The sequence below is a fragment of the Tardiphaga alba genome (genome assembly GCF_018279705.1).
In the GTDB taxonomy this organism is placed as follows: domain Bacteria; phylum Pseudomonadota; class Alphaproteobacteria; order Rhizobiales; family Xanthobacteraceae; genus Tardiphaga; species Tardiphaga alba.
The window spans coordinates 5,126,938-5,153,900 of record NZ_CP036498.1 but is presented as its reverse complement, the minus strand read 5'-3'; the positions used below and the strand labels follow the sequence as shown (position 1 = coordinate 5,153,900).

Below are 26,963 nucleotides of genomic sequence, written 5' to 3'. Positions count from 1 at the left end.
AAAGCCGCAGCTGGAATTTACATTGATTCCAAAATGCGGATGCCCACGGTCGATTGACCCGCTCACTTGCTTGCGTCCTTCGTTTCCACGATCGAACGGAAGCATCCGAGCATCATGCGTTACAGCAAATACCTTCTGATCCCGGCTCTTGGCCTCGTCTCGTCCCAGGCATCCGCCCAGCAACGCGCGCCGGTCACCCTCGATGAAGTGACCGTGACCGCAGCGCGCGCCGAACGCGCGATCTCGGACATCCCGCAGACGGTGCAAGTGGTGCCGCAGAAGGAGATCGAGGAACAGCTCAAGCAGAGCGGCAGCGCCTCGGCCTTGCTGGCGAAGCTGCTGCCCGGCTTCTCGGTATCGAACCAGACCATCTCCGGGGCCTCCGAAAGCTATCGCGGCCGCGATCTGCTGGTGCTGATGGACGGCGTGCCGCTGTCGACGCCGCTGCGCGACGTCTCGCGCATCCTGGCACTGATCGATCTGAATTCGGTCGAGCGGATCGAGCTCGTGGCGGGTGCCTCCAGCCTGTATGGCGCGGGCGCGACGGGCGGCACCGTCAACTTCATCACCAAGAAGGCGCAGGAAGGTGGCCCGCGCGTCAGCGTGAACACGGCGCTGCGTGCCTTTACGGCCAATCCCGGAAGCTCGCTGGCGCCGGAACTGTCGGCCACGGTCAGCGGCAAGGGTGCCAACGGTATCGATTACCTGTTCGTCGGCAGCGGTCGCGGTGCGCAGAAGACCTATGACGGCGCCGGCCGCGAGTTGCCGTCGGATGGCATGCTGGGGCAGGGCGGCGGCGATCGCTTCGTCAGCGGCAACTTCCTGGGCAAGATCGGCTACGACTTCGACGGCGGCAAGCGCATCGAGGCATCGATCGCGCAGTTCTATCTGGACCAGACGCCGAAATACCTGACCGACTATGCCGGTCCCTATGCACGCCCGGATTTCACCAAGCCCTATACCGGGCAGAGCGTGCTGGAAGACACCCGCACGATCCAGCTGCGCTACAGCGACAGCAACTTCATTCTCGGCAATCTCAGCATTGTCGGCTTCTACAACGACATCAAGAAGCGCTTCAATTACTCCGAATTCTCGTATCCCTATAACTCGCAGGTCTACTATTCCGGCAATCCGCTGAGCCCGACCAGCCCGGCCAATCAGACCACGCTGTTCTCCGAGCGCGGCGGCATGAATCTGTCGATCGACACGCCGCTCGACAAGATCTGGAACGGCGCCAAGGTGACCTGGGGCACCGACGTCATCCATGACAAGACCTGGCAGACGCTGACCGATGGCCGCGATGTGTTTACGCCGCTGTCGCAGGTCACGACGGCAGGCTTCGCCCTGGTTCAGGTTCCCATCACGGATCGCCTGACGGCACGCGGCGGCATTCGCTATGAACATTTCGATCTGAAGGTCGACAACTTCGTGCGGCCTGCTGCCTATGCGGCGCAGCCTGTCGGTGGCGTCGTCACGCCGTTCGTTCTGCCGCCTCTCAACGTGATCGGCGGACAGTATGAATATGCATCCCCGACCTACAATCTCGGCGCAACGTTCAAGCTGAATCCGAGCATCGATCTGTTCGGCGGCTTCTCGCAGGGCTACGCGCTGCCGGATGTCGGCGCCTATACGCGGCGTGCAGGTATCGCTGTGGCTTATGCGTGTCCGGTCGCGTTTCCGAACTGCCTGCCGCCGGCGCGGCAGACCATCAGCTACACGTCGATCGCGCCGGAGCCGCAGATCGTCAACAATTACGAACTCGGCATTCGCGGCGGTGACGGCCCCTATAAGGGCAGCATCACCGGCTTCGTTTCGACGTCGGAGAAGGGCGTGACGTTCGATCCCGTCACCAACCTGATCTCGCAGCAGAAGGAAATCATCTACGGCATCGAATATATCGGCGAGATGGCGATCACCTCGAATTTCACGCTCGGCACCACGATCGGCTACAAGGAAGGCCGTTACGACAGCAGCACTGTCAAGGATGGCATCATCGACAGCTGGCTGCCCAATAATCGCATCGGCAGCCCCGTGCGCGGCCTGATCTTCGGCGATTACCGGTTCGACAATGGCATCAAGCTGCGTGTCGAGGGCGAGGGCTGGTCGAGCCGCAATCGCGCGATCAGTCTGGCCAACACGATCTATCCAATCGAAGGCGGCTTCACGATGAATGCCGCACTGAGCGGCCCGGTCTATGGCGGCGAGGCTTATGCGGCGGTCAACAACCTGTTCGACGTCAATGTGCAGAACCCGACTGCGACCTCGGTGCGCAACCTGCCGGTCTATTCATGGGGCCGCACCGTCACCGTCGGCTATCGCAAGACGTTCTAATGATACGTCATTGCGAGGAGCGCAGCGACGAAGCAATCCAGAGCCGTATACGAAGACTGGATTGCTTCGTCGCAAAAGCTCCTCGCAATGACGACTTAGAGATGATCTCGTCCAGGCTTTCCCAAGGCCACTTCCCAGGGAGTTCGAATTGCTGTCATGGTCGATCTTGAAATAGCGGGCAGCCTGCTGACGCTGCGGTTCCTGCCGCCTTACACCGACACGGACGAGCGCGATTATCTCGCCGCGCTGGTCCGGGTCGGGCAGCATGCCGAACCTTTTGAATTGCTCACCGTGTTCGGCGGCGGCGGAAAGCTGTCGCAGGCGGGCGAGCGCGAACAGGCGCTGTGGTTCAAGGCCACCCGCAGCCATATCTCGGCGCATTGTCGCGCGGCCGCCATCGTGCGGCCGGGAGCCAACAAGAAGATGGAAGAGACGTTTCAGAAACTGTGGCCGATGCCGCTGGTGGCGCTCGAGGACGAGACCGCCGCGCGTGCGTTCCTCGCCGCGCATCGTGATGCCACATGAGCGTCGCCGACCTTCAGGCACCGACATCCGGCGCGATCATGGAACGCAAGCGCCTGTTCGTGGTGCTCGGCGGGCTGTATCTCGCGCAGGCGATCCCGTCCTATCTGTTCGCTGCGGCGCTGCCGCCGATCATGCGCGAGGCCGGCGTGTCGCGCAGCGAGATCGGCTATCTCAGTCTCTGGTTCCTGCCGCTGCTGCTCAAGTTTTTCTGGGCGCCGGTGGTCGATCGCATCCGTCCGTTTGCACGCTCGCATCGCGCCGGCTGGGTGATTGTCACGCAGACAGGCGTCATCCTCAGCCTGCTGTGCCTGATCCCGCTTGGCGCCACCAATGTGTGGGGCATCATCACGGTCGGTCTGGTCGGCTCGTTCCTGATCTCGACCCAGGACATCGCGACCGACGGCTACGCGACCAAATATCTGGCGCCGGAAGATCGCCCGATCGGCAACGCGATCCAGGGCGGCTCGGTTGCTTTCGGTGTCGTCATCGGCGGCACGCTCGGGCTGGTGCTTTATGCGCATATCGGCTGGACCGGCATGCTGCTGACCATCGCCGGCTTCTCGCTGATTCCGCTGTTCGCTGCCTTCGCCATGCGCGAGAGCGAGCCGGAGGCCATCGATCCCGCGAAGCCGCGTCCGTCGATCATGGCGTTCCTGCGCCGTCGCGAGGTCCGCAACATTCTCTGGATCGCGCTGATCTACCGGATGAGCGAAGGCCTCGTGAAGGCCATGGAGGGCAGCTATCTCGTCGATGCCGGCGTGCCGCTGGCGCATATCGGCTATCTCTCCGGCGGTGCTGCGACGACGGCGGGACTCGCGGGCGCGGCAGGCGCCGCGTGGCTGCTGCATCGTTTCGGCAGCGGCTGGACGCTGGGCTTGCTGGGCCTGCTGCGCACGATCTGCTTCGCGCTGTTCACCGCGCATGCGCTTGGCGTCATCACCGGTTTCCTGCCGATTTTTGGCGCTGCAGGCTTCCAGACGCTGATCCGCTACATGGAGATCGTTGCGCTTTACAGCCTGTTCATGTCGGCCGCATCGAATGAGCAGCCGGGCACCGACTTTACCATTCTCGCCTGTGCCCAGCTCATCATCTATTTCATCGGCTCGATGCTGTCCGGCCGTATTGCCGATTGGCTCGGCTATGGCGCGCTGTTCAGCCTCGCCACGGTGTTGTCGCTGATCGCCGCTGTGGCAACGATGCGCATATTGGCCGCGCAGGCCTCGGTCAGTTCGACACCGCCAGATCCTTCGTGAAGCTGCGATCAACGGCCTTGCTGACGTCCACCGGCTTGCTCAGGATGCCATAGCGTGTGGCGCGATCGGATGCGTCCTGGAACTCCTTGACCACGCCGTCATCGATGGCGATCGGCCGCGTGTCCTGGGTCTGATAGGCGCGCAGCAACACATCTTCCGGCAGTTTTGTCAGTTCGGCGGTGTTCTTCGCGTAGTCCGGCAGACGCGAGCGCGACCATTCGCGCGCCTTGTTCAGCCGGTTGAGGAAGTCGGCGATGGCTTCGCGCTTGGTGGCGATGGCTTGATCGGAGGCGATGATGAAAGTGAGCGTCGGCGTCAGACCGGCACCATCGGCGACCACGCGCGCATTGTCCTTGAGGATCGCATAGGACACATAGGGCTCCCAGACTGCCCAGCCATCGATGGAGCCGGCAACCAGAGCGATCTTGGCATCGACGGGACCGAGCGGTGCGAAGGTTGCGTCCGTGGTCTTGTAGCCGCCTTTCTCCAGCGTGGCATTGATCAGAAACTGGCCCCAGCCGCCGCGCGTGCCGGCAAGGCGCTTGCCCTTGAGGTCGGCCACCGTCTTGATCGGTGAATCGTTGCGCACGAGGATCGCTTGGGTGTCCGCATTGGCGCGGACGCCGCCGATCGCCTTGATTGGCGAGCCATTGGCAAACACCGTGAGGAAAGCGAGGTCTCCGGTGTGGCCGACATCGAGCGCGCCGGCATTGATGGCTTCGAGGATCGGGGCTGCGGCGGGGAATTCCGACCACTGGATCTTGTAGGGCAGGTCTTTTGCCTGTCCGGAGAATTCCAGCAGCGAGCGGTTGCCGCCCTTCTGGTCGCCGACGCGCAGCACGATCTGGTCGGCGGCGAAAGCGGATGATGCGAGGGCTGCGCTGAAGGCACTCGCGATGACGGTCGAAAGCAGGCGGCGGGTGATGGAAACGTCGGTCATTTTCGATTTTTCTCTGATGCGATGAAGCCTATCAAAGCTACGACCGAGGCGCACTCAGTCAATGAAATGGCGGACTGAAGTGGCGGATGCTTCGGCAAGGAACATGTCGTTCGGCACGGCGGTGATGGAAGGAATGCGTTTTGCGCCTGTTTCGGCGTCACCACCTGCCGGTTTGCGTCGTCAAATCGCCATCTCTGTGAGACGAAATGCGGCCTGCATCGATCGCATGGGATCGATAAATTTTTACGTGCCCGCCTGTCGGGCCGGGAGTATTTTGAGCGTGGCGTCGGTACTTCAGTTAATTTCGTCGCTGACCGTCGGCGGCGCGGAGCGATTGCTGATCAATTTCGCGGCGAGTTGCACGCCGGGCGTTGGCGTTCCGCAGGTGTTCGTCGTCATCAACGATCGCATCCATCCGGATTTCGAAGCCGAGCTCACGGCGTCGGGACATCCTGTTTATTTCCTGCGCCGCGCGCCGGGCAATCGCAATCCGCGCATCATCCTGACGCTCCTGAACATCATTCGTCGTCATGACATCCGTGCGATCCATGCCCATGACAGCGGCGCCAAGCATTTTGCCATGCTCAGCAAGCTGTACCGGCCGATGAGCGTCGGCACCACGATCCACAATACCGGCATCGTGCAGACATGGGACCGGGTGAAACTGCGACTGCATCAGCGCTTCGTCGACTGGAACATCGCGATCTCCGCAGCGGTGGAGCGCGAATGCCAGAGCGTCAATCTCAAGCGCCTTTTCAAGGTGCATAACGGCATTCCGCTGCAGCCCTTCCGCGCCATCGATCGCGAGCGGTCATTCGCGGCGCCGCTGCGCCTCGTCAATGTCGCGCGCATCTATCCAAAACAGAAGGGGCAGGACATCCTGATCAAGGCGGTAGCGATCTGTGCTGCCAAAGGTCTCGACCTCCGCTGCGACTTCGTCGGCAGCCCGCCGGAGGGCGATAGCGCCACGGTCGGCAGCCTCAAGGCGCTGACGATTGCCGAGGGTGTATCCGATCGCATCCGCTTTCTGTGCGGCCGCACCGATGTGCGCGAACCGTTGAGCGCTGCTGACATCTTCATCCTGCCGTCGCGCTTCGAAGGCTTTGGCCTCGTTCTGCTGGAAGCCATGGCGGCAGGCTTGCCGGTGATCGCGGCGGATGTGGATGGTCCGGCAGAATTGCTGGTAGATGGCTCCAACGGCATCAAATTCGCGGTGGGTTCGTCCGAGGATCTTGCCGACAAGATCATGGCGTTGGCCGCGCGTTCCGATCTCGCCACGCGGCTGGCGGCGACGGGACGGCACTTCGTCACCGAATTCGACATTGCCAATATGCGCGATCAGTATTTTGCGATTTACGCGCAGATGATGAAAGTGAGCTGACGCTTTCTTCCTTCTCCCGCTTGCGGGGGAAAGTGGCGCGCAGCGCCGGATGGGGGCAGCCACAAGCGCCGCACCGTAGGGCTTCCCCCACCCCGGCCCTCCCCCGCAAGGGCGGGAGAGGGAGAAGAAAGCACTATCCTTTCCTTCCCCGCTTCCCGCCGTCGGCGATTTTCTCCGCGAGAAAATCCAACAACACCTCGACGCGGGCAGGGCGCGGGCCACCGGGCGGCGTGACGAGATAGATGCCGATCGGCGTCTGCGACCAATCCTCCAGAACGGTTTCGAGCTCACCGCGCGCGATCGCGTCGCCGACGATGAAATCCGGCAGCGCGCCGATGCCGAGACCGGCGATCAGCGCCGGCAGCGCCGCTTCGCCGTTATTGACGGAAAACGGGCCATTCGGCCGAATGCTGACCTGCTCGCCCGACGCGTGCGCGAATTGCCAGACGCCGGGTGTCGAGAGATAGGCGTAGCCGAGACATTTGTGAGCGGCGAGCTCGGATGGATGTTGGGGGCGGCCATGGCGCGCGAGATAGGACGGAGCTGCCACGATATGGCGAGTGACCGGGCACAGGCGTCGCGCGAGCAGCGACGAGTCCGGGAGCGCCGCGATGCGGATGGCGGCGTCAAAGCCGTCGCCGATCAGATCCACAATGGCGTCGCTGAGATGAAGCTCGATGGACACATCGGGATAGCGCGCGAGAAATTCCGGCAGCAGTGCGGCGATCGTGTTCTTGCCATAGGTCATCGGCGCGGCCAGCCGCACCAGTCCGCGCGGCGTCGATGACTGCGCCAGCGCCTCGTTCTCCAGCGCCTCGCCATCGGCCAGCAATTGCGTAGCCTTGATCGCCAGCGTACGGCCGGCATCGGTGAGCGCCAGCCGCCGCGAGGTGCGGTTGAACAGCCGCGCGCCGAGGCGGTCCTCGAGCCGGCTGACGGCTTTGGACACCGTGGCTTTGGACAAAGTGAGCTCGGTCGCCGCGGCCGCGAAGGACTGCAGCTCGACGACCTTGGCGAAAATGGCCAAGGCTTCGAAATCGGGGAGTTTTGACATCAAATCCAGAAACGATGAGTTTCAATCGTTTCTATTTATGTATCAAAACGATGGGCTTATCTAGATGCCAACCCGCCGCCATTGCGAGGCGCCTTGAGGACAGCGGCGCCTCGCAATGACGGTTCGGGATCACACAGGAGATTTCCCATGACCAAAGTTCTCGTTCTTTACTATTCCGCCTATGGCCATATCGAAACCATGGCCAATGCCGTCGCCGAAGGCGCCCGCGAAACCGGCGCCACCGTCGACATCAAGCGCGTGCCGGAACTGGTCCCGGCCGACGTCGCCAAGGCGTCTTATTACAAGCTCGATCAGGCAGCTCCGATCGCCACCATCGACGATCTCGCCAATTACGATGCGATCATCGTCGGCACCGGCACCCGGTTCGGCCGCATGGCGTCGCAGATGGCCAACTTCCTCGATCAGGCCGGCGGTCTGTGGGCCAAGGGTGCGCTGAACGGCAAGGTCGGCGGCGCCTTCACATCGACCGCAACCCAGCATGGCGGCCAGGAAACCACGCTGTTCAGCATCATCACCAACCTCCTGCATTTCGGCATCACCGTGGTTGGCTTGAATTACGGCTTCCAGGGCCAGATGAAGCTCGATGAAGTCACCGGCGGTTCGCCCTATGGCGCCACCACCATCACCGGCGGCGACGGCAGCCGCCAGCCGAGCGAAAACGAACTCGCCGGCGCACGCTATCAGGGCAAGGCGATCGCCGAAGCCGCGAAGAAACTGCACGGCTAAGCATTCAGACTTGATCTGCGCAGGGCGGCGTTCGCAAGAGCGCCGCCCTTTTGCATGTCATGTCGAGGGGACTGGATTACCCGGCGGTCAGGACGTAACGTCGAGCCATGTCCAAATCAGCCAGCCCCGGGCCAGCCCTCAGCATCCGCATCGACCTCGATCCCGATGGACGCATCGGGCCGGGCAAAATTCAGCTTCTCGAAAACATCCAGGCCACCGGTTCGATCTCCGCGGCCGGTCGTGCCATGGAGATGTCCTACAAGCGCGCTTGGGATCTGGTGGACGAGCTCAACCGCATCTGCGGCCAGGCCGCCGTGGATCGGCAGACCGGCGGCAAGAATGGCGGCGGGGCCATCCTCACGCCATTCGGCGAAAGCCTCGTCAGCCGCTACCGCGCCATCGAGCAGGCCGCAGCAGCAGCGGCACGCCAGCAGCTCCTGGCGCTGAAAAAGGACATCGGTAAAAAAGCGCGCTAGCAGAGCTTTCCGTGACATATGTCGCTATAGCCGACTAAATATACCGCCGTAGCGGTGCAATCGGCCTTTTGAATGCCCCCGTTCTGCAATAGGATCGCTAAGCCCCTGCAGGATGTTCAGATGTTCGACAGTCAATGCGATCTTGCCGCGCTGGTCTATGAAACGGACCAGGAGCCCGACACCGTGCTGCACGATTTCTCGGCCGGCCTTGCCAGTCAGGGGATACGTGCCGTCGGTCTCGTTCAGCTCGGGCATCGCGAACTGGATGTGCCCCGGCTGAATGCGGTGATGCTGCATTCCGGCGAGCAGGTGCGGTTGTTCCAGGATCTCGGCCCGGGCGCCAAAGGCTGCAAGCTTGATGTCGGTCAATTGCTCGATGCCGGCATGCGCGTCGCCGACGCCATCGATGCCGGCGCTGACCTCGTCATCATCAATCGCTTCGGCAAGCAGGAACGCGAAGGCAAGGGGCTCTCCTACCTCATTGAGCGTGCGCTCTCCGGTGATATCCCCGTGGTGATCGCGGTCCCCGCTCACCGTTTCGACGAATGGATCGCCTTTGCCGGCGGCATGAGCGTGCGATTGCCCTGTTCGCGCGACGCGCTGGACGCGTGGTGGCTGAAAGTCTCCAGCAATGGCGGCGGCGTGGTGCCGGAGCCGGTGCAGCAGACGTTTTGCGCAGCGGTGAAGTAAGTCCCGAATTGTAGGTGGGCAAAGCGTAGCGTGCCCACCATCCATCCCTTGCAGTGCCCGCGATGGTGGGCACGCTGCGCTTTGCCCACCCTACGATTTCCCCTCCCTTCGCAGCGCACGCGCATTGCACTTTCGTGCGACCTGCGCTTGCATGTGTCCGCTTGTCGCACTTCAATCTGAATGCTAGATGTCAGGTCATCGTACAACTTTCCGGCCTTGCGCCGGCGAGTTGAGCGACAAGACCGACCTCGAAAGCGAGGCGACCAAAAACAACGGCGCAAATGCCGGCTATCGGGAAATCACAGGGAGGATTTCGTCTATGAACAGACGAGAAGTCGTCAAAGCCGGCTTGGCCGCGATTGCTGCTGGCACTGCGGGGCTCGGACGCGTGGTGCCTGCGCTTGCGCAGAGCAAGATGGTGCTCAAGGCATCCGACGTTCATCCGCTCGGCTATCCCACGGTGGAAGCCGTGGTCCGCATGGGCAAGAAGCTTGAAGCGGCGACCAGTGGCCGGCTCAGCATCCAGATGTTTCCCTCGATGCAGCTCGGCGGCGAGAAGGAAGCCATCGAGCAGGCACAGGTCGGCGCGCTGCAGATCGCGCGTATCTCGGTCGGCGCCGTGGGCCCGGTCGTCGATGACGTCAACGTCTTCAACATGCCCTTCGTGTTCCGCGATTCCAAGCACATGGAAGCCGTGCTTGATGGCGAGATCGGCAATGAACTCCTGAACAAGATCACGGCCAACGAGAAGACCAATCTCGTTGCGCTCGGCTGGATGAATGCCGGTTCGCGTAACATCTACAACAGCAAACGGCCGATCAAGTCGCTCGCCGACCTCAAGGGTCTCAAGATCCGCATGATCGGCAATCCGCTGTTCATCGACACCATGAATGCGCTGGGCGGCAATGGTGTCGCCATGGGCTTCGATCAGGTGTTCAGTGCCATGCAGACTGGCGTCGTTGATGGTGCCGAGAACAACCTGCCGTCCTTCGTGGCGCAGAATCACTTTCAGGTCGCGAAGTATCTGTCGATGACCGAGCATCTCATCATTCCGGAGCTTCTGGTCTTCTCGAAGGCGTCATGGGCCAAGCTGACGCCGGATGATCAGGCGCTGTTGAAGAAGGTTGGGCGTGAGGCACAGCTCGAACAGCGCGTGCTCTGGTATGAGGCGGAGGCGAAGGCGCTCGATAAGATGAAGGAAGTCGGCACCGATGTGGTGACATCGGTCGATAAGCAGCCGTTCCGCGACGCGGTGAAGCCGGTTTGGGACAAATATGGCGCGAAATATGCCGAAATGACCAAACGGATTGCAGCGGTGAGCTAGTCCAGGGACACGCACGACGAGGTGGCTCGGCTGCTTCGTCGTAGCGTTTCATTGCTCCGCCCGTATTTGTCCGAGGTGAAATGTCCGAAGCCGTTTCGAAAGCAGCCGTTCCCAAAACAGTCGTCGGCTCCGGAGGCCCTGCGGGAGCCGCATTCCGGAGCGCCATGAATGCATTGTACTGGACCGGCGCCGTCCTCTCCTGCGTTGCGCTGGTGCTGATCTCGGCGATCATCCCGTGGGCGGTTTACACCCGCTACATTCTCAACAGTGCGGCGTCATGGCCGGAGCCGCTGGCCGTGCTGTTGACCATTGCGGTGACGTTTATCGGTGCGGCGAATTGTTATCGCCAGCGCATCCACATGAACATGACGGTGGGGACCAATCTGCTCCCGCCGCGCGCCCGTCTGGTCGCAGCTTTCATCAGCGAATTGCTGATGGCCGCAGTCGCGCTGTTCATGGTGATCTGGGGCATGAAGCTGGTGCTGACCACCTGGGGCAACTCGGTGGATGAATTTCCCTGGCTCTCGGTCGGCATCACTTACCTGCCGATCCCGGTGTCAGGAGCGATGATGTTCCTGTTCGTCATCGAGCGACTCACCATCGGCCCACCGCCACAAGATGGCAGTGATGCCCACGTGCCGCTCGACTAGCGCCCATTCCCAACAAAGAAATCAGACATGGACATCGCCGTTCTCCTGCTCAGCATGTGTCTGTTCTTCGCCATCGGCATGCCGATCGCCTTTGCGCTGGCGCTGTCCGCGCTGGTCGGTGCGCTGTGGATCGATCTTCCGGTGGCCGCGGTCATGCAGCAGCTCTCCAGCGGCGTCGGCAAGGTGTCGATGCTGACAGTGCCTTTCTTTGTCCTGGCCGGCGCCATCATGGCTGAAGGCGGTATGGCGCGACGCCTGGTGGATTTTGCCGCCGTGGTGATCGGCTTTACGCGCATTCGCGGTGGCCTCTCCCAGGTGAATATCCTCGCGACGACGATCATGTCCGGCATCTCCGGATCATCGGTGGCGGATACGTCGGCGATCGGTTCGGTGATGATCCCGCAGATGGCCGAGAAGGGCTATCCGCGTGTGTTCGCGACCAATGTCACGATCTCCGCGTCGGTGCAGGCGATCCTCGTCCCGCCGAGCCACAATGCCGTGATCTATTCGCTGGCAACGGGTGGTGTCGTGTCGATCACCAGCCTGTTTCTGGCCGGTATTGTCCCCGGTCTGCTCCTTGGTTTCGCAATCATGCTGCTGTGTCTATATGTCGCCTACCGCGACGGGCACCCCAAGGGCGAGCCCGTGCCGATGAAGCAGGCGCTCAAGATGCTGGGCGATGCCACCTGGGGCATCGTCACGCTGGTGATCGTGCTTGGCGGCATTCTGACGGGCATCTTCACGCCGATCGAGGCCGGTGCCGTCGCCTGCGTATGGGCGTTCTTCGTCACCATGTTCATCTATCGCGACTATAAATGGTCGGAACTTCCGATGCTGACCTATCGCACGCTGCAGACCGTGGCGATGGTGCTCACGCTGGTCGCGACGGCATCATGCTTCGGCTATGTGGCGGCGATGATGCAGATGCCGATGCATATGACCGAGTTCTTCGTCGCCATCTCGTCGAACAAATACGTGCTGCTGATGTGGCTCAACATCATGCTGCTGATCCTGGGAACGGCGCTCGATCTGGCGCCGTTGCTCCTGATCTGTACGCCGATCCTGCTGCCGGTCGTAAAGAATTTTGGCATCGATCCCGTGCATTTCGGCATCGTGATGTTGCTCAATCTCGGCATCGGGCTGTTGACGCCGCCTGTCGGGACGACGCTATTCGTCGGCTGTGCCATCGGCAAGGTATCGGTGGACGAAGTGATGCGCGGGATATGGCCGTTCTACTGGGTCATGTTCGCCGTGCTGATGCTGGTGACCTATGTGCCCTGGTTCTCGATGGCACTGCCACACGCCTTTGGCTTCAGATAGATCCGGCCTATCTGGCGGCTTCCGTCGCGAGTTGCTTATAGCGTGCCTTGCCATTCACCAGATGCCGGCGCATCGCTTCGCGGGCTTTGCGCGGCGAACGCTCGCTGATGGCATCCACGATCATCTGATGTTCTCTCTCGATGCTCTGCAGATAGCGTGTCTGGAGGTCTTCCTTGCCATCAAAGGTGCGGATGGTCTGGCGCGGAATGATCACGCCGCCAAGAAATTCGAGGAAGCCGACAAAACGCGAATTCCGTGTGCCGACGGCGATCGCGAAATGAAAATCGAAATCCTCCTTGATGGCCCGGTCGCCGCTGGCGATGGCTCGGCGGAAGATGTGAGCAGCTTTTGCGATGGCCTTTATCTGCGCGGCTGTCGCGCGTTCACTGGCGATGGCGGCGGCTTCGATTTCGACCGCGGTGCGGAGTTCAAGGATCTCGATCACGCTGCCGAGTGAGCCGAGCCCTTCGGGATCGATGGCATAAGGCTGCTGGCCGGGTTCGTTGTTGACGAATGCGCCGGCTCCCTGTCTCGTAGTAACGAGGCCTTGGGCGCGCAATGCCGAGATCGCTTCGCGGACCACCGTTCGGCTAACGCCCATGGCGGTCATCATGGCCTGCTCGGTGGGCAGTCGCGCGCCGGCGCGGAGATCTCCGTCGGCAATCTGCGCTGCAATGCGCTCGACCACCTCTTCGGTCCGACGGCGTATCGGATTGAGCGGACGCAGCAAAGTCTTGCCGGGTGATCCGTCGCGCGATTTACGTTTTTGTTGTCCGATCATCGTACAAGTGGGCTAGCATCGCGACGCGGGGCGCGCAAGCTGACGGATCGCGGCAGATCGCGACAGTCGAATTATGCGTCTTCGAGCTCGGGAAGCTTAAGGTCGCACTCGACCCAAGCCCCATGGATGGCGAAACGCTGAAAGGGCGAGCTTGGTACTGGCGTCTGCAGCGGAGCGAGAAAGTGAGCGTCGGCGGGACTGCGCAGATGAAACAGCACGTGGCTGGCGGAAAGCGCATTGCGGGACAGCCAGACCATGCCGGAGAACAGCTCGACGAGCAGCTGACCATACTTCTCCGCGCTCGCGGATCCCAGGTCATAGGCCGGTGATACGGTCATGAACCGGGCCCGCAGCACGGGCCCTTCGAATTTGGGCATCAGCAGTTTGTTGACCTGGCAGAATGCCTGCGGGACGGTTCCCTCATAGAGGCCGTATAGTCCGCCTTTGCCGCTTTGCACGAGCGGGTCCAGCGCCGCAAAGGTGCCGATCACATAGGTCGAGAAGTCTTCCTCGATGGCTTCGGCAGCCTTGCGCCACTGCCCTTTCAGCGAGCTCCAGCTGCGGTCGGCATCGCTGATCGGCAACAGCCGCATTGCATTTCCCCCAGGTCGCCAAACAAACGCGACCGGGGTGGGAGTTTAGCTAAATACCTTCAATAATTGGATAACGGCAGGCGCTCGGGTGGACGGCCCAACCCCGGAACGAGGTGGACGCAGGGGCTGGGCTCAGACGCCAGCCGTGCTGAGGCCTACGGCGGCCGCGGCGATCATGGCGCTGAGGATTTTCCAGGTTCGCGGCGTCTGCGTGGTCGAAGAGGGGGGAGTCTTACGCATGATGGAATTCCGGTTCACGGCCTGTTTCGTGCCGCCATGACCGAAAAATCGTCGTCCGCTTGCGTGAAGTCGAGGGGGCAGAAAAATAGCAATGCGGGCGCTGCGCTGCCGCCATTGAGCAGATGGATTGTGCTCCTTCGTTAGGACGGGGTGGTCGATTATTCTCGCGCTATTCGGGTGCGGCAGAGGCCGCGTCCGTCACTGCCATCGGCTCCTGCGCGACATCGACCCAGGTCGCGTTGGTCAGCGAGGCCATCCGGTCAGGGGTAACGCGGACCGAGCTGTTGGTCGAGCCTGCCGCCGGCCAGACCTCGGCGTATTCCTTCAGGGACACATCGCAATAGACCTGCAGCGGCGTCGCCAGGCCGAACGGGCACACGCCGCCGACGGGATGCCCCGTCAGGGCCACAACTTCCTCGGCCCCCAGCATGCGCGGCTTGGCTCCCAGCGCCTCGCGCGCCTTCTTGTTGTCCAGCCGCGCTGTCCCCTTGGTCACCACGAGCACCACCCTATCGCCAGCGCGCACCGACAATGTCTTGGCGATCTGCCCGGGTTCCACACCCAGCGCCTCAGCGGCGAGGGCGACAGTGGCCGAACTCTTGTCAGTGACGGTGACGGTCAGATCGGGGGCTTTGGCGGCGAGGAAGGCACGGACGGATTCGAGCGACATGGCAGACCTTGGGATGCGATACGACGCCGTCCCACATCCCGCTGCGAAATGGAAGCGATTCCGGATAGGAGCGGTGTTCATCAGCTACCAGAAGGGAGGCGTTTCCTATATGCGTTTCCAGAGTGATGGAGCTCCTTCGGGGCGCCACGGAATTCATTGGGATTACGAGATATTGGCATGAAGGCACGTTTTCTCTGGCGAGCATACAAGACGCGATACCGCGATCAGCGCGCCGAACTGGCCGCGATCCGCAGCCACGTCACATCGCGCGACCTCGTCTGCGATATCGGCGCCAACAAAGGCAGCTATCTCTACTGGATGGCGAAGTGGGCAGGACGTGTGGTTGCGTTCGAGCCACAGCCGGGCCTTGCGGATTATCTCAACAAGGCCCGCACCGCGCTGTCGTTGAACAATGTCGTGATCGAAACCGCCGGTGTCTCCTCAACCTCCGGCACGCTCGATCTCTACATTCCTACACCCAATTCGCCCGGTGCAAGTCTGGTCCCGAGCGAAGGGATGGCGACTATGCCCGTGCGTGTCGTGGCACTGGACGACTATTTCACGCCGACGGACAAGATCTCGCTGCTGAAAATCGATGTCGAAGGCGCAGAACTCGACGTCTTCAAGGGCGCCGAGCGGATTTTGCGCGAAAGCAGGCCAGTGCTCGTTTTCGAGTGCGAGCAACGTCATTGCCGCGAGGGGGCGGTCGCCGATTGCTTCACCTATCTCGAGAGCCGGGGCTACCGCGGGGAATTCGTGATGCGCGGCAAGACGCAGCCGGTCTCACGCTTCGATCCGGCACTGCATCAGGCTTCTAATCGCCCGGAGTTCTGGAACGCGCCCGACTACTGCAACAATTTCATCTTCAGGCCGGTGATTTAGTCGCGAGATGCTGATCGTCTGGCCTGGCATTCAGCAGGACTGAACCGAGCATGCCGACGCCGAGGCAATACAGCATGCCCTGGGTGACTTGCGAGATATGGCTGTTGAACAGTGAGCCGAGGATCGTCAGCATCACGATGCCAAGACCCATGGTGCTGGCAAAGTTGCGGCGAACGAACATTTTGAAATGAAAAAACCACATGGCCAGCAGGATAATGCCGCCAATCAGGCCGACCTGCAGCGTGGTGTGCAGGAACTGATTGTGCGGATCAGCGACTGCCTCACCAATTGGTGACGGCCGAGCTGCCTCCACGCTCTGATAGAGCGGCCGGATACTGCCGGTGCCATGACCCAGCACCGGCGCTTGCTTCACGAACTCCGCTGCCTTGCGCCAGAAATCGATGCGGGCTGCAGTCGATATATTTTCAGTTTTGATGCCGGCGCTAATGTCTGTTGTGATCTCCTTGAGCCGCATTTTCGCGCCCGGGATATAGCGAGTGTGCCCACAACAATCAGTGCGATAGGAATTCCGACGATGAATGCGGTTCGCCATCCACCGATGTGGATAATGAGAAGCGCCACCATCACGAAACCGACGAGCATGCCGGTCTTTGACACATAGATCAGAAATATGTTGGCGAAGAACAGCAGAGCTAGCAGGCCCAGCGCAACGGCACGCTTCCGATTCCCCTCGGACCAAACATGTAGCGCACCCAGGGCGACCCCGAGCGCACAGATCGCGAAGCACTCGCTCTGGACTGCGTTGTCCTTGAACGGAATGCCCACTGATCGGAACGAGCTCCAGGGGCCTGTCGGCCAGAGCAGCGACGCATAGGACAGCGTCAGGACCATCAGGCACGCCGCAAGAAACCCGTAACCTATCTGCAGCGCCTGTTTTGGGGATATCGCCGTTGCCAGCAGCAGCGGGATCAGCAGAAGCTTGCCGTAGGGGCCAATCCACTTGATCGCGCCAGTGAATGGCAACATCGACCACGATACGCCGATCAGGATTAGCGCAAACAGCGCTGTCGGCAGCCATGCTGCCGGCAGGCGCATCGTTGCCGTGAACCGATCGCGATCCAGCGTCAGCAGTGCCAATACCGCAAAAATAGAGACCGAAATGGCCTGCCCGCTGGTCGAGAACGGGAGGAAAAAGGCGGTGGCGATAGCGGCGATCTGCCGGGAGGCAGCGAGCTTCTCGTGCAGATCGGCTTTCGTCATATACCCAAGAGCTTCCGTGCGTTGTTCTTCAGGACCTTCGGCCTGATCTCGTCGCGAATGTCGAGCTTGGCGAAGTCGGCCATCCAGCGGTCCGGCATGATGACCGGCCAGTCGGAGCCGAACAGCATCTTATCTTGCAGGATGGAATTGATATAGCGCACGAGGATAGGCGGAAAATATTTCGGCGACCAGCCCGAGAGGTCGATATACACGTTGGGCTTATGGGTCGCGACCGACAGTGCCTCTTCCTGCCACGGGAAGGAAGGGTGCGCGAGAATGATTTTCATGTCCGGGAAATCGACAGCAACATCGTCCATATACATCGGGTTGGAATATTTCAGCCGCATCCCCATGCCGCCTGGCATGCCGGAGCCCACGCCGGTTTGTCCGGTATGGAATAGTGCGATAGCGCCGCCTTCCTGGATCGCCTCATAGAGCGGGTAGGCCATGCGGTCGTTGGCGTAAAAGCCCTGCATGGTCGGGTGGAATTTGAATCCCTTTACGCCGTATTCGGAGATCAGTTTGCGTGCCTCGCGCACGCCGAGCTTGCCCTTGTGCGGATCGATCGAGGCGAACGGGATTAGCACGTCGGCATTTTGCTGGGCGATCTCCAGCATCTCGTAATTGTTGTAGCGCCGGAAGCCGGTCTCACGCTCGGCATCGACGGGGAAGATCACCGCGGCGATCTTCTTCGCGCGGTAATAGGCAGCGGTTTCCTCGACGGTTGGCGGATGCTTGTGCGGAGACTTGAAATATTCCGCCATCCGCGCCTGGAAATCGTCATAGCCGTCATCCGCGTGGCAACCGCAAGGTTCCTCTGCATGGGTATGGATGTCGATGGCGACGAGGTCGTCCGGATTGAGCAGCTTCATGGCCGTGCGTTTCCTGAAATTTTTGTCGTTCTGGTTGACCGGTCAATTAGCAAAGCGGCAAGGGCAAAGGAAGCCGAGGATCAACGCACTCCCTGTCGTCGCCCGACTTGATCAGGCCATCCAGTAAGTGGGGGCAGCGGTGTGTACTGGATTGCCCCGTCGAGCCGGGCGACGAGAGATGCGCCTGCGACACAATCACCGGGTTGATCTCTGTCACTTAGTGACATATGTTCTTGTCACTAAGTGACAAAACGAGTATCCGTCATGCCCTCCCACCGCGAAGACCCGCGTTTGACAGTCTCCCGCCATGCCGCCGAGCTTTTCCTGGAACGCGGCGTCGCGGCAACGAGTGGCGATGACATCGCGGCGGCGGCCGGTCTCTCGAAACGCACCGTCTGGCGATACTTCCGTTCGAAGGAGAGTGCCGTGGAACCGCTGTTCGCCGTCTCATCCCTGCGCTTTGCCAGCCAGCTCAGCGAATGGCCGCTCGATATCTCCATCGAAGCCTATCTGCATGCGGTGGTTCGCCCGCAGGACCAGACCCCGCGCGAGATTGCTGACGACATTCTCGCCGTTCGCCTTGTGGCGTTGCTGCCGAAGGAACCGGCCTTGCGCTCGGCCTGGCTGATGTCCTGCCACGCTGCGGAAGAGACGATTGTCGAGGTGGTGGCGCGACGCACGAGGCGATCGGCCACGGATTTCGACGTCCGCCTGTGCGGCGCTGCCGTGATGACGGCACTGCGGATCGTTGATGAAGACATCGCAACAGCTGCCATTACCGATCGTCGCGCATTCACACTGCCTGAAGTCATCGACCGCATGGCGGAAGCGATACGAACCGCAAGCACCTTGCCGATCTGTGATCCCGTCTAGCGCGGCATCCCTGGCACGCACATCGATCTCATCTGTTCTCGTCAACCAACGGAGTCCCTCCCGATGGCATCAGCATTCGCGTATCCAAAGACCCGCAGCCTCGATCTTGTCGAGGATCATTTCGGCCAACAGGTCGCCGATCCCTATCGCTGGCTGGAAGAGGATGTTCGCAACGACGCGGAAGTCGCGGCATGGGTTCAAGCGCAGAACGAGGTCACGCGAAACTACCTCGCGACCTTGCCCGGCCGCGACATCTTCAAGGCGCGCCTGCAAAAACTGTTCGATCATGAGCGTGTCAGCCCGCCATGGGTGCGTGGCGGCCGCTATTTCTACACCCGCCAGACTGGCCAGCAGAACCAGCCAGTGTTGGTGATGCGCAACGGCCTTGAAGGACCGCAGCGCGTGTTGATCGATCCCAATGATTGGTCCGCAGACGGCACGACGGCCATGGGCGAATGGGCGATTTCGGATGATGGTTCGCTGATCGCTTTCACAATTCAGGAGGCTGGCACCGACTGGCGAACGATCAAGGTGTTTGACGTCAATGCACGCGAAAACCTCACCGACGAAGTGACGCGCGCACGCTTCATGACCATCGCCTGGACCAGGGATAACAGCGGCTTCTTCTATTCGCGCTATCCCGACCCAGCGGAAAGCGAAACATCACAAGCCAGCGTACAGAACCATGCCGTTTATTATCATGCGCTCGGCACATCGCAGGCCGAGGACCGCCTGGTCTATGCGACGCCGGACAAGCCGCATCTGATCAATATCGGCTATGTCACCGATGACGGTCGCTATCTCGTTCTCATGTCCACGCCGGGGCCTGGCGCCAATGCACTGGCGGTCATCGATCTCGACAACCCGGACTGGACGCCGCGCCAATTGATCACGGAGATCGATTCCGACTGGATGATCTATGGTAACGTCGGCACCAAGCTCTTCATCGGCACCAACAAAGGCGCCGAGCGCAAGAAGATCGTGTCAGCCGATCTCGCGCAGCATGTTCTGGTGTTCGAAGACGTCGTGCCTGAGCAGGACGCGACGCTGGGTTACGCAGCGCTGCTCGGCGGCAAGCTGCTGGCGACCTATCTCGTCGATGCAAAAGCCGAGATGCGCCGTTATGCTCTCGACGGCGCGTTCGAAGGCACCATCGATTTGCCGGGCATCGGCACAGTCGGCGGCTTTCGCGGCGAGCAGGATAGCGATGAAGTCTTCTTTGTCTTCACCAGCTACAACATCCCGACCACGATCTATCGCTACGACGTTGCAGACGATACCACCTATGTCTGGGCCACGCCCGACGCGGGCATCGATCTCGATCGCATCAGCGTCGAACAACGCTTCTATTCATCGAAGGACGGCACGCGCATCCCGCTCTTCATCATCCGCCGCAAGGACGTCACCGGTCCGGCGCCGACGCTGCTCTATGCCTATGGTGGTTTCGGCATCAGCATGATTCCGTTCTATGCGCCGACGCAGATGGCGTGGGTGGAGCAGGGCGGTGTCTCCGTCGTCGCCAATATCCGCGGTGGCGGCGAGTATGGAAAACCGTGGCACGATGCCGGCCGCTTCGCGAACCGGCAGAATGCGTTCGATGATTTCATCGCGGCGGGCGAATATCTGAAGGCGGAAGGAATTACGCCGCCGGATGGACTCGCGATCCAGGGCGAATCCAATGGCGGCCTCCTGATGGGCGCCGTCGTCAATCAACGCCCGGATCTGTTCGCCGCAGCACTCCCCGGTGTCGGGGTCATGGACATGCTGCGCTTTCCGCTGTTCACCGGCGGCAAAATGTGGATGGAGGATTTCGGCGATCCGCGGCAGGAGCCGCATTTCCATGCGCTGCGGAGCTACTCGCCCTATCACAATGTGGCGCCAGGCAAGGGCTACCCCGCGATCCTCGTCACCACAGCGGATACGGATGATCGCGTCATCCCCGGCCACAGCTTCAAATATGCGGCGGCACTACAAGCGGCTGATATCGGCGACAGACCGCATCTCCTCCGCGTCGAAACGCGCGCCGGCCACGGTCAAGGCAAGCCTACCGACAAGGTGATCGAGGAGACCGCCGATCAATGGGCCTTCATCGCGCATTGGACGGGGTTGCAAGTGAAGCAGCCGTAGGGCGGATAAGGCGAAGCCGTCATCCGCCGCGGAGTTTCAACAATGACATCGGCCGGCGGATTACGCTTCGCTCATCCGCCCTACGCCGCGCGCCCCGTCGATAAACAATCGCCACGCTTTCTCGAAATACGCATCCTGCGCTTCGCTCGACGCGTAGGTCGTGCTGCCAAGCATCGCCGTGATCATCGGGCCGACGGCGATGCTGTTGATCAGATGCGTCGCGAGAAACGACACATCGCCGGGGCCGATCTCGCCCGCCTCCTGCGCCGCACGCAGCAATGCGAAGAGTCGGTCCATGATCGGATCAACAGTGCGGTTCGCCGCGGATTGCCCCACCACCAGCGCCTCGCTGAACGCGATACGCTTGAAGGCGATCAAGGTCGGATCGAGATTGACCTCCAACAGCCAGCGCGCGGCGGCGCGAAGTTGCTGCATCACATCGCCGGTGGCTTCAGCCATAGCGGTCTGGAAATGCGCTTCGGTCTGCACGCGCGCATGCGCCACCACGCCCTCGAACAGCGCGAGCTTGGATGGATAGCGCCGATACACCGTGTCTTTGCCGACGCCACAGGCGGTCACGACCTGCTCCACCGAGGTCGCCGCAAAACCCTGTTGCGCAAACAGCCGTGACGCTGTCTCGATGATGTGGAGCGACTTTGCCTCCACGTCGCTCTTGCGCGGGCGTCCGCCTTTGGATGGGGGCGTTGCTGTCGGCATTCACGTCTTTCGCGGGTGCGGGCGGTAAGCGGGTGTTTCGAGTAATTCCAATCTCAGATTTGCGTTCCTTTGGCAATCTATCTGGACAGGACGGTCCCGTCCCGTTTATTCGTCGCCCCCATTCGAGATCGGGGACACGGGGAAGCGGGAATGGGAAGCGAGCATAGGATCATCGTCGGAGCGGCCGTTGCCGCGGCGCTGATGGGCACACCGCCGGAGGCGTCCGCGCAGACCGTGCGCGATCCATCGGTGGCGCTTCCCGCGGTCACCGTGCACTCGCCCGACCGTCGCGTCGCTCGGCCTGCTGCCGCACGCCGTACGGCTCAGCGTGGTGCGCCGCGCGTGTCGGCCCGCGCGCCAGGCGCGGCTGCGCCGGCCGTGCAGCCCGTCAGCGCCTCCAACACCTCCGATCGCTATCTCGACAAGTCGTCGGGTACGGCCACCAAGACCGACACGCCGGTGCTGGAAACCGCGCAGTCGATCTCCACCGTGACCCGCCGGCAGATGGACGACCAGAATGTCCAGACCGTCGGCAATGCACTGCGCTACACCGCTGGCGTGATCTCCGATGCCGACACCAATGCGCGCTACGACTCGATCTTCATGCGTGGCTTCGGCTCGTTTGGTCTGACCACGAGCTATGTCAGCTATCTCGATGGGCTGAAGCTGCCGCGCGGCCAGGCCTTTGCCGTTGCGTCCATCGATCCCTTCCTGCTCGATCGCGTCGACGTGCTGAAGGGCCCTTCGGCCATGCTCTATGGCCAGAGCAGCCCCGGCGGCCTCGTCAACATGATCAGCCGCATGCCGAGCGCCACGCCCTTCAATGAATTCCGTGTCGAGGGCGGCACCTATGGCCGCATCCAGGCGGGACTCACCAGTCAGGGTAAGCTCGATAAGGAAGGCCACTGGCTCTACAGCCTCACCGCCATCGGCCGCCAATCCGGTACGCGCTATGACGGTGTCGATGAGCAGCGCGTTGCGGTTGCGCCGGCCATCACCTGGGCGCCGGACATGGACACGCGCCTGACGATCCAGAGCTACTATCAGAACGATCCGCAGGGCGGCTATTTCAACTCGATCTACGCAAAGTCGCTCGCACCTGCGCAGTATCGGCCGTACCTAAACTCGAAGCTCAATGTCGGCGATCCCAATTTCGATCACTTCAAGCGCGAGCAATATGGCGTCGGCTACCAGTTCGACAAACGCCTCAATGACGTGGTCAGCCTGTATTCGGCCCTGCGCTACGGCCATGTGCAGACCGATTTCCAGTCGCTGCAGATGAATGCGGCGATCACCCCCACCGGCCAGCTGCCGCGCTGGGGCATCCGTTCGCTCGAGGATGTCGATAACCTCGCTGCAGACAACCGCTTGCAATTCGATTTCGGCACCGGTGCCCTCCAGCACAAGCTCGTCACCGGCGTCGATTATCAGGAGACGCGCAGCAACTGGATCTACCAGATCGGCGGCGCCACCGCGCTCGACGTGGTCAATCCCGTCTACGGCCAGCCGGTCGGCCCCTTCGCGACCTTCTTCAACAACGGCCAGACGCTGTCGCAAGCCGGAATCTATGCGCAGGACCAGATCAGCCTCGGCGGCTGGCGCGCTACGCTCGGTGTGCGCCACGACTGGGCCGACCAGACAACCGACAACCGTATCGCCGGTTCGCGCTCCAGCCAGTCCGACGCCAAGACGACCTATCGCGCTGGATTGCTGTATCGCTTCGATAATGGCGTTGCGCCCTATGTGAGCTATGCGACCTCGTTCGAGCCGGTGACGGGCGTCAGTGCCAATGGCCTGCCTTTCGTGCCGACCACGGGGGAGCAGTATGAAGCCGGCGTCAAATATCAGCCGACCTTCCTGCCGATCCTGCTCACCGCCGCGGTGTTCGATATCCGCCAGCAGAACGTGCAGTCGCCGTCAGCCACCCCGGGCTTCTTCGTGCAGCAGGGTGAGGTGCGTTCCACCGGCGTCGAACTGGAAGCACGTGGCAATGTTACCGACAGCCTCGAACTCGTCGGCGCGCTCACCTTCCTCGATACGCGCGTGACAAAATCCACCGATGCGCTTCTGCTCGGCATGCGTCCGCAGGCGGTGCCGGATTTCTACGGCTCGCTCTGGGCCAACTACACCTTCCGCACCGGCCCAGTGACGGGGCTCACGCTCGGCGCCGGTGTCCGCCATGTCGGCGCGACGTTCGGTGATGATTACAACACGCTGCGCACGGCGGCCTACACTGTGGCGGATCTGGCGCTGAAATACGAACTCGGCCATCTCACCCGCAGCCTGAACGGCGCGGCACTGACGCTGAACGTCAACAACCTGTTCGACAAGGAATATTATTCGAGCTGCTCGTCGGGCTTCTATTGCCAATACGCCAACCGCCGCACGGTGCTGGCGGGGCTGCGGTATCGGTGGTGATGAAGCGCTGCCTATCCACCCACGTCACTTGTCGTCACCCGGCTCGTCCGGGTGACCCAGTAATCTCATCTGTCGCAGTGTGTACTGGATCGCCCGGTCAAGCCGGGCGACGACAGACTGAGATGTCTGTGCCCTCATGACCCCGCGCACGATCCGCATCTGGTCATGGCTGCATCGCTGGACCAGCCTCGTCTGCACGCTGTTCGCGCTGATGCTGTGCATCACCGGTCTGCCGCTCATCTTCAAGGATGAACTCGGTCCCGACCTCAAGCTCGAAACCACCACGACAGCGCCGGGCACCGCATCCATCGACGACATCATCGCGCGCGCACAGGCGGCGCGGCCGGGGCAGGTTGTGCCCTATCTGTTTTACGATCGCGACCATCCCATCGTGAAAGTGCCGACATCGCCGCTGATGACCACCGATCCCAGCGACTTCCATTATCAGGTCTTCGACACCCGCACCGGCCGACAGATCGAAATCACGCAGCCCAATGAGGGCTTTCTCTACATCATGCTGCGGCTGCATCTCGATCTGTTCGCCGGCATCGGCGGCACGCTCTTCCTCGGCGTCATGGGGCTCCTGCTGTGCATCGCCATCGTCTCTGGCGTCGTGCTCTATGGCCCGTTCACGCGCCGTCTCGATTTCGGGGCTGTCAGACGCGGCAAGCCGCAGCGCACATGGCTCGATCTGCACAATCTGCTGGGTATCGGCACGCTGGCCTGGTTTGCCGTCGTCAGCTTCACCGGCGTGATCAACACATTGGCTGCGCCCATTGAGATGGCCTGGCAGGCCAATCAGCTCGTCGAGATGGCTGCACAGGCAAAGCCTGCAGATGATCCAACGAAGCGCGCGCGCATCGGCGACGTGCTGCGCGAGGTGCGCACTGCCGTGCCCGGCATGAATGTGATGACCGTCGCCTTCCCCGGCACGCCGTTCGCGACACCGTCCCATGTGGCGATCTTCCTCACCGGCAATACGCCGATCACCAGCCGCATCCTCAAGCCTGCGCTGGCTGATGCGACCACCGGGCAGATCGTCTCCGTGCGCGACATGCCCTGGTATGCAACAGCTCTCTTCATGTCGCAGCCATTGCATTTCGGCGACTATGGCGGCCTGTCGCTGAAGATCATCTGGGCGCTGCTGGATGTGGTGACCATCGTGGTGCTGATCAGCGGATTGTATCTGTGGTGGGCTAAGCGCCGCCGCCGCCGTTCAACGGTCACAGCGATCGCGGGATTGCAGGCTGTGGCGCGATGAGCAGTTTTCGGCGTCAATGGCTGTGGCCGATCCTTCTGGCGGTGGCGACAGTGTTCGGCCTGCTCGTGGCGCTGGTCGGTGAGGGCGGCATCTGGTGGGCGTTGAGCTGGCTGATGCTGAGCGTGCCTTTGTTGGTAATGGCATATCACGCTTCAACAAGCCGGAGGTCGGATTAGCGCAAGCGTACTCCGCCGCGGAGCTTCAGCAGCCCAAACGGCGGATTACGCCCTCGGCTAATCCGCCCTACGCTCTCACCCCGCCTGCGAGGTCTGTGTCCGAATATCCTGCGCGGTCCTGCGTAGCGGTACGAGATATTTCTCTTTCGCTTCCGCTTCGCTCAGCGTGCCCGAAATCGTATTGACGCTGATCGCCGCCACCACGCGGCCGGCATGGTCGCGCACCGGCACGGCGATGCCGCAGATGGCGGGATCGAGTTCGCCGTCGATCCAGCCATAACCCTCGGCATCGACGCGTTGCAATTCGCGCTCCAGAGCTGCGGGATCCGTCACCGTGCGCGGGGTGATCTGCTTGAATTCCGTCGTGGCGAGATAGTTCGCGCGCTGATCCGGTGGCAGCGCTGCGAGCAATACGCGGCCGAGCGAGACGACATTCGCAGGCAGCCGACTGCCGACGGCGAGATTGGCGGACAGGATGCGTCGCGCCGGCAGACGCAATGCATAGACGATCTCGGTTTCGTCGAGCACAGCGAGCGCGCAGGATTCGCCGGTCTCGTTGCGCAGGTCTTCCAGCGCGCGCTGCGCATAGCCCCAATAAGGGAGAGCGTTGAGGTAAGAGAGGCCGAGGCCGAGCGCGCGCGGGCGCAGGCTGAAATAGCGGCCATCGACTTCGCAGTATTTCATCACGATCAATGTCGCGAGCATGCGGCGGGCCGTGGCGCGGCTGAGGCCCGCAATGACGGCCACCTCTGACAGCGTATGTCGTCCCGGCGGCTTTCCGAGTGCCTCTACCGTCGCGAAGCCGCGCGCAATCGCGCGGACGAATCCATCACTGTCCTTGGCCAAGACCCATTCCCCGTTCGCCCGACTTGCACCCTCGCAAAAATCGCGCCTATAGTGTTCGCAAAGCGAAAATAAAGTTCGCTAGATGGACATTATGGGAGGCGGCGCAATGACGCAAGCGCAAGTTTTTGAGACCGATTTCTGGAAGGACGCGAATCTGCGGAAGGTCTGGGACGAGATCGTCCCGGGCGAGCCCCGCAAGACGCTGCCTTATGTGCTGACCAAGGAAGCGATCCAGCTGTATTGCCGCTCGGTCGGTGAGGATCATCCATTATATTTCGACGAAGCTTACGCGAAGGCGTCGCCCTACAAGGGGCTGATCGCGCCGCCCTCGATCCATATCCTGCTGATGTTCTCGTGCACGCCCGCCGACGATTGGATGAGGACGCCGGGCACGGTGAATGCAGGCCAGTCCTGGAGCTACAACATCCCCGCGCGGCCGGGCGACACGATCACGTTGCAGGCGCGTGCGCTGGACAAGTTCATCAAGCGCGAGCGCCTGTTCGTGGTCCACGATAACGTGTTCTTCAATCAGCATGGCGACGTCATCTGCTCTGGCCGCGGCCAAACCATTCGTCCGATGTAAGCGCAGCGAAGG

At 61.7% G+C, this 26,963-nt stretch carries 27 protein-coding genes; 17 read left to right on the top strand and 10 right to left on the bottom strand.

Annotation, left to right across the window (positions count from 1 at the left end):
- The first annotated feature begins 114 nt into the window (after positions 1-114).
- The 3 genes from RPMA_RS24685 (at position 115) to RPMA_RS24675 (ending at position 4,109) form a co-directional block, all read left to right on the top strand.
- Complete coding sequence (locus RPMA_RS24685; protein ID WP_211910289.1) at positions 115-2,331, top strand: TonB-dependent receptor; 2,217 nt, start codon at positions 115-117, stop codon at positions 2,329-2,331.
- A gap of 156 nt (positions 2,332-2,487) precedes the next feature.
- Positions 2,488-2,856: a hypothetical protein gene (locus tag RPMA_RS24680; protein ID WP_211910288.1), complete on the top strand. Its 369-nt coding sequence runs from the start codon at positions 2,488-2,490 to the stop codon at positions 2,854-2,856.
- Positions 2,853-4,109, top strand: coding sequence for an MFS transporter (locus tag RPMA_RS24675; protein WP_211910287.1), 1,257 nt, complete (start codon positions 2,853-2,855; stop codon positions 4,107-4,109). Before RPMA_RS24680 ends, RPMA_RS24675 begins: the two co-directional genes overlap by 4 nt.
- Here the strand turns inward: RPMA_RS24675 and RPMA_RS24670 are convergent.
- The gene (locus RPMA_RS24670) at positions 4,081-5,049 is read right to left on the bottom strand and encodes an ABC transporter substrate-binding protein (protein WP_211910286.1); all 969 of its coding nucleotides are present in this window, start codon (positions 5,047-5,049) and stop codon (positions 4,081-4,083) included. The two genes, RPMA_RS24675 and RPMA_RS24670, sit on opposite strands and share 29 nt — an antisense overlap.
- 280 nt (positions 5,050-5,329) lie before the next feature.
- On the opposite strand from RPMA_RS24670, the gene RPMA_RS24665 reads away from it, so the two are divergent.
- Positions 5,330-6,430 (top strand): glycosyltransferase family 4 protein, encoded by a 1,101-nt coding sequence (locus tag RPMA_RS24665; RefSeq protein WP_211910285.1) that lies wholly within the window; start codon positions 5,330-5,332, stop codon positions 6,428-6,430.
- Positions 6,431-6,563: 133 nt separating this feature from the next.
- Here RPMA_RS24665 and RPMA_RS24660 read toward each other — a convergent pair whose 3' ends face one another.
- Entirely contained in the window at positions 6,564-7,484 is a 921-nt protein-coding gene (locus RPMA_RS24660) for a LysR family transcriptional regulator (protein WP_211910284.1), read from the bottom strand.
- A gap of 147 nt (positions 7,485-7,631) precedes the next feature.
- Between RPMA_RS24660 and wrbA the strand changes: the two genes are divergently transcribed.
- The 6 genes from wrbA to RPMA_RS24630 all read left to right on the top strand — a co-directional run bounded on the left by wrbA (position 7,632) and on the right by RPMA_RS24630 (position 12,691).
- Positions 7,632-8,231: an NAD(P)H:quinone oxidoreductase gene (gene wrbA, locus RPMA_RS24655; RefSeq protein WP_211910283.1), complete on the top strand. Its 600-nt coding sequence runs from the start codon at positions 7,632-7,634 to the stop codon at positions 8,229-8,231.
- Positions 8,232-8,338: 107 nt separating this feature from the next.
- Complete coding sequence (locus RPMA_RS24650; RefSeq protein ID WP_211910282.1) at positions 8,339-8,707, top strand: winged helix-turn-helix domain-containing protein; 369 nt, start codon at positions 8,339-8,341, stop codon at positions 8,705-8,707.
- 120 nt (positions 8,708-8,827) lie between these two features.
- Positions 8,828-9,397 (top strand): DUF2478 domain-containing protein, encoded by a 570-nt coding sequence (locus tag RPMA_RS24645; RefSeq protein ID WP_211910281.1) that lies wholly within the window; start codon positions 8,828-8,830, stop codon positions 9,395-9,397.
- Between the two features lie 319 nt (positions 9,398-9,716).
- Positions 9,717-10,721: a TRAP transporter substrate-binding protein gene (locus RPMA_RS24640; protein ID WP_211910280.1), complete on the top strand. Its 1,005-nt coding sequence runs from the start codon at positions 9,717-9,719 to the stop codon at positions 10,719-10,721.
- A 164-nt stretch (positions 10,722-10,885) separates the two neighbouring features.
- Positions 10,886-11,371: a TRAP transporter small permease gene (locus tag RPMA_RS24635; protein WP_249225385.1), complete on the top strand. Its 486-nt coding sequence runs from the start codon at positions 10,886-10,888 to the stop codon at positions 11,369-11,371.
- Between the two features lie 27 nt (positions 11,372-11,398).
- Positions 11,399-12,691 carry a TRAP transporter large permease gene (locus RPMA_RS24630; RefSeq protein WP_211910278.1) on the top strand — a complete coding sequence of 431 codons (1,293 nt, stop codon included), beginning with the start codon at positions 11,399-11,401 and terminating at the stop codon, positions 12,689-12,691.
- Between the two features lie 7 nt (positions 12,692-12,698).
- Here the strand turns inward: RPMA_RS24630 and RPMA_RS24625 are convergent, their stop codons facing one another.
- The 3 genes from RPMA_RS24625 to RPMA_RS24615 form a co-directional block, all read right to left on the bottom strand.
- Positions 12,699-13,472: a FadR/GntR family transcriptional regulator gene (locus RPMA_RS24625; RefSeq protein WP_211910277.1), complete on the bottom strand. Its 774-nt coding sequence runs from the start codon at positions 13,470-13,472 to the stop codon at positions 12,699-12,701.
- A gap of 71 nt (positions 13,473-13,543) precedes the next feature.
- Positions 13,544-14,065 carry a hypothetical protein gene (locus RPMA_RS24620; RefSeq protein ID WP_211910276.1) on the bottom strand — a complete coding sequence of 174 codons (522 nt, stop codon included), beginning with the start codon at positions 14,063-14,065 and terminating at the stop codon, positions 13,544-13,546.
- Between the two features lie 409 nt (positions 14,066-14,474).
- On the bottom strand, positions 14,475-14,975 hold the full coding sequence (locus RPMA_RS24615; RefSeq protein ID WP_211910275.1) for a YbaK/EbsC family protein: 501 nt from the start codon (positions 14,973-14,975) through the stop codon (positions 14,475-14,477).
- 177 nt (positions 14,976-15,152) lie between these two features.
- Here RPMA_RS24615 and RPMA_RS24610 point away from each other — a divergent pair, with 177 nt between their 5' ends.
- Positions 15,153-15,857: an FkbM family methyltransferase gene (locus RPMA_RS24610; protein ID WP_211910274.1), complete on the top strand. Its 705-nt coding sequence runs from the start codon at positions 15,153-15,155 to the stop codon at positions 15,855-15,857.
- Here RPMA_RS24610 and RPMA_RS24605 read toward each other — a convergent pair.
- From RPMA_RS24605 to RPMA_RS24595, 3 genes are read right to left on the bottom strand one after another with little or no spacing between them, the layout of a single operon-like run.
- Positions 15,841-16,332 (bottom strand): O-antigen ligase family protein, encoded by a 492-nt coding sequence (locus RPMA_RS24605; RefSeq protein WP_211910273.1) that lies wholly within the window; start codon positions 16,330-16,332, stop codon positions 15,841-15,843. The genes RPMA_RS24610 and RPMA_RS24605 overlap by 17 nt on opposite strands.
- The gene (locus tag RPMA_RS24600; RefSeq protein WP_211910272.1) at positions 16,227-17,078 is read right to left on the bottom strand and encodes a hypothetical protein; all 852 of its coding nucleotides are present in this window, start codon (positions 17,076-17,078) and stop codon (positions 16,227-16,229) included. The genes RPMA_RS24605 and RPMA_RS24600 overlap by 106 nt, the downstream gene beginning before the upstream one ends.
- Positions 17,075-17,950, bottom strand: coding sequence for an amidohydrolase family protein (locus RPMA_RS24595; RefSeq protein ID WP_211910271.1), 876 nt, complete (start codon positions 17,948-17,950; stop codon positions 17,075-17,077). The genes RPMA_RS24600 and RPMA_RS24595 overlap by 4 nt, the downstream gene beginning before the upstream one ends.
- Positions 17,951-18,214: 264 nt before the next feature.
- Here RPMA_RS24595 and RPMA_RS24590 point away from each other — a divergent pair, with 264 nt between their 5' ends.
- Positions 18,215-18,823, top strand: coding sequence for a TetR/AcrR family transcriptional regulator (locus RPMA_RS24590; RefSeq protein ID WP_211910270.1), 609 nt, complete (start codon positions 18,215-18,217; stop codon positions 18,821-18,823).
- Positions 18,824-18,886: 63 nt separating this feature from the next.
- The gene (locus tag RPMA_RS24585) at positions 18,887-20,950 is read left to right on the top strand and encodes a prolyl oligopeptidase family serine peptidase (RefSeq protein WP_211910269.1); all 2,064 of its coding nucleotides are present in this window, start codon (positions 18,887-18,889) and stop codon (positions 20,948-20,950) included.
- Between the two features lie 60 nt (positions 20,951-21,010).
- On the opposite strand, the gene RPMA_RS24580 is transcribed toward RPMA_RS24585, so the two are convergent.
- Positions 21,011-21,667: a TetR/AcrR family transcriptional regulator gene (locus RPMA_RS24580; RefSeq protein WP_211910268.1), complete on the bottom strand. Its 657-nt coding sequence runs from the start codon at positions 21,665-21,667 to the stop codon at positions 21,011-21,013.
- Positions 21,668-21,817: 150 nt separating this feature from the next.
- Between RPMA_RS24580 and RPMA_RS24575 the strand changes: the two genes are divergently transcribed.
- The 3 genes from RPMA_RS24575 to RPMA_RS24565 all read left to right on the top strand — a co-directional run bounded on the left by RPMA_RS24575 (position 21,818) and on the right by RPMA_RS24565 (position 25,522).
- Positions 21,818-24,085 carry a TonB-dependent siderophore receptor gene (locus RPMA_RS24575; protein WP_211910267.1) on the top strand — a complete coding sequence of 756 codons (2,268 nt, stop codon included), beginning with the start codon at positions 21,818-21,820 and terminating at the stop codon, positions 24,083-24,085.
- A gap of 136 nt (positions 24,086-24,221) precedes the next feature.
- Complete coding sequence (locus tag RPMA_RS24570) at positions 24,222-25,346, top strand: PepSY-associated TM helix domain-containing protein (protein ID WP_211910266.1); 1,125 nt, start codon at positions 24,222-24,224, stop codon at positions 25,344-25,346.
- Complete coding sequence (locus RPMA_RS24565; RefSeq protein WP_211910265.1) at positions 25,343-25,522, top strand: hypothetical protein; 180 nt, start codon at positions 25,343-25,345, stop codon at positions 25,520-25,522. Before RPMA_RS24570 ends, RPMA_RS24565 begins: the two co-directional genes overlap by 4 nt.
- A gap of 75 nt (positions 25,523-25,597) precedes the next feature.
- Here RPMA_RS24565 and RPMA_RS24560 read toward each other — a convergent pair whose 3' ends face one another.
- Positions 25,598-26,368, bottom strand: coding sequence for an IclR family transcriptional regulator domain-containing protein (locus tag RPMA_RS24560; protein ID WP_211910264.1), 771 nt, complete (start codon positions 26,366-26,368; stop codon positions 25,598-25,600).
- A gap of 106 nt (positions 26,369-26,474) precedes the next feature.
- On the opposite strand from RPMA_RS24560, the gene RPMA_RS24555 reads away from it, so the two are divergent.
- On the top strand, positions 26,475-26,951 hold the full coding sequence (locus RPMA_RS24555) for a MaoC family dehydratase (protein ID WP_211910263.1): 477 nt from the start codon (positions 26,475-26,477) through the stop codon (positions 26,949-26,951).
- Positions 26,952-26,963: the final 12 nt, after the last annotated feature.

Coding starts and splice junctions, on each gene's coding strand:
- RPMA_RS24685 (WP_211910289.1), top strand. CDS start 115: ATGCGTTACAGCAAATACCTTCTGATCCCGGCTCTTGGCCTCGTCTCG.
- RPMA_RS24680 (WP_211910288.1), top strand. CDS start 2,488: ATGGTCGATCTTGAAATAGCGGGCAGCCTGCTGACGCTGCGGTTCCTG.
- RPMA_RS24675 (WP_211910287.1), top strand. CDS start 2,853: ATGAGCGTCGCCGACCTTCAGGCACCGACATCCGGCGCGATCATGGAA.
- RPMA_RS24670 (WP_211910286.1), bottom strand. CDS start 5,049: ATGACCGACGTTTCCATCACCCGCCGCCTGCTTTCGACCGTCATCGCG.
- RPMA_RS24660 (WP_211910284.1), bottom strand. CDS start 7,484: ATGTCAAAACTCCCCGATTTCGAAGCCTTGGCCATTTTCGCCAAGGTC.
- wrbA (WP_211910283.1), top strand. CDS start 7,632: ATGACCAAAGTTCTCGTTCTTTACTATTCCGCCTATGGCCATATCGAA.
- RPMA_RS24650 (WP_211910282.1), top strand. CDS start 8,339: ATGTCCAAATCAGCCAGCCCCGGGCCAGCCCTCAGCATCCGCATCGAC.
- RPMA_RS24645 (WP_211910281.1), top strand. CDS start 8,828: ATGTTCGACAGTCAATGCGATCTTGCCGCGCTGGTCTATGAAACGGAC.
- RPMA_RS24640 (WP_211910280.1), top strand. CDS start 9,717: ATGAACAGACGAGAAGTCGTCAAAGCCGGCTTGGCCGCGATTGCTGCT.
- RPMA_RS24635 (WP_249225385.1), top strand. CDS start 10,886: ATGAATGCATTGTACTGGACCGGCGCCGTCCTCTCCTGCGTTGCGCTG.
- RPMA_RS24630 (WP_211910278.1), top strand. CDS start 11,399: ATGGACATCGCCGTTCTCCTGCTCAGCATGTGTCTGTTCTTCGCCATC.
- RPMA_RS24625 (WP_211910277.1), bottom strand. CDS start 13,472: ATGATCGGACAACAAAAACGTAAATCGCGCGACGGATCACCCGGCAAG.
- RPMA_RS24620 (WP_211910276.1), bottom strand. CDS start 14,065: ATGCGGCTGTTGCCGATCAGCGATGCCGACCGCAGCTGGAGCTCGCTG.
- RPMA_RS24615 (WP_211910275.1), bottom strand. CDS start 14,975: ATGTCGCTCGAATCCGTCCGTGCCTTCCTCGCCGCCAAAGCCCCCGAT.
- RPMA_RS24610 (WP_211910274.1), top strand. CDS start 15,153: ATGAAGGCACGTTTTCTCTGGCGAGCATACAAGACGCGATACCGCGAT.
- RPMA_RS24605 (WP_211910273.1), bottom strand. CDS start 16,332: ATGCGGCTCAAGGAGATCACAACAGACATTAGCGCCGGCATCAAAACT.
- RPMA_RS24600 (WP_211910272.1), bottom strand. CDS start 17,078: ATGACGAAAGCCGATCTGCACGAGAAGCTCGCTGCCTCCCGGCAGATC.
- RPMA_RS24595 (WP_211910271.1), bottom strand. CDS start 17,950: ATGAAGCTGCTCAATCCGGACGACCTCGTCGCCATCGACATCCATACC.
- RPMA_RS24590 (WP_211910270.1), top strand. CDS start 18,215: ATGCCCTCCCACCGCGAAGACCCGCGTTTGACAGTCTCCCGCCATGCC.
- RPMA_RS24585 (WP_211910269.1), top strand. CDS start 18,887: ATGGCATCAGCATTCGCGTATCCAAAGACCCGCAGCCTCGATCTTGTC.
- RPMA_RS24580 (WP_211910268.1), bottom strand. CDS start 21,667: ATGCCGACAGCAACGCCCCCATCCAAAGGCGGACGCCCGCGCAAGAGC.
- RPMA_RS24575 (WP_211910267.1), top strand. CDS start 21,818: ATGGGAAGCGAGCATAGGATCATCGTCGGAGCGGCCGTTGCCGCGGCG.
- RPMA_RS24570 (WP_211910266.1), top strand. CDS start 24,222: ATGACCCCGCGCACGATCCGCATCTGGTCATGGCTGCATCGCTGGACC.
- RPMA_RS24565 (WP_211910265.1), top strand. CDS start 25,343: ATGAGCAGTTTTCGGCGTCAATGGCTGTGGCCGATCCTTCTGGCGGTG.
- RPMA_RS24555 (WP_211910263.1), top strand. CDS start 26,475: ATGACGCAAGCGCAAGTTTTTGAGACCGATTTCTGGAAGGACGCGAAT.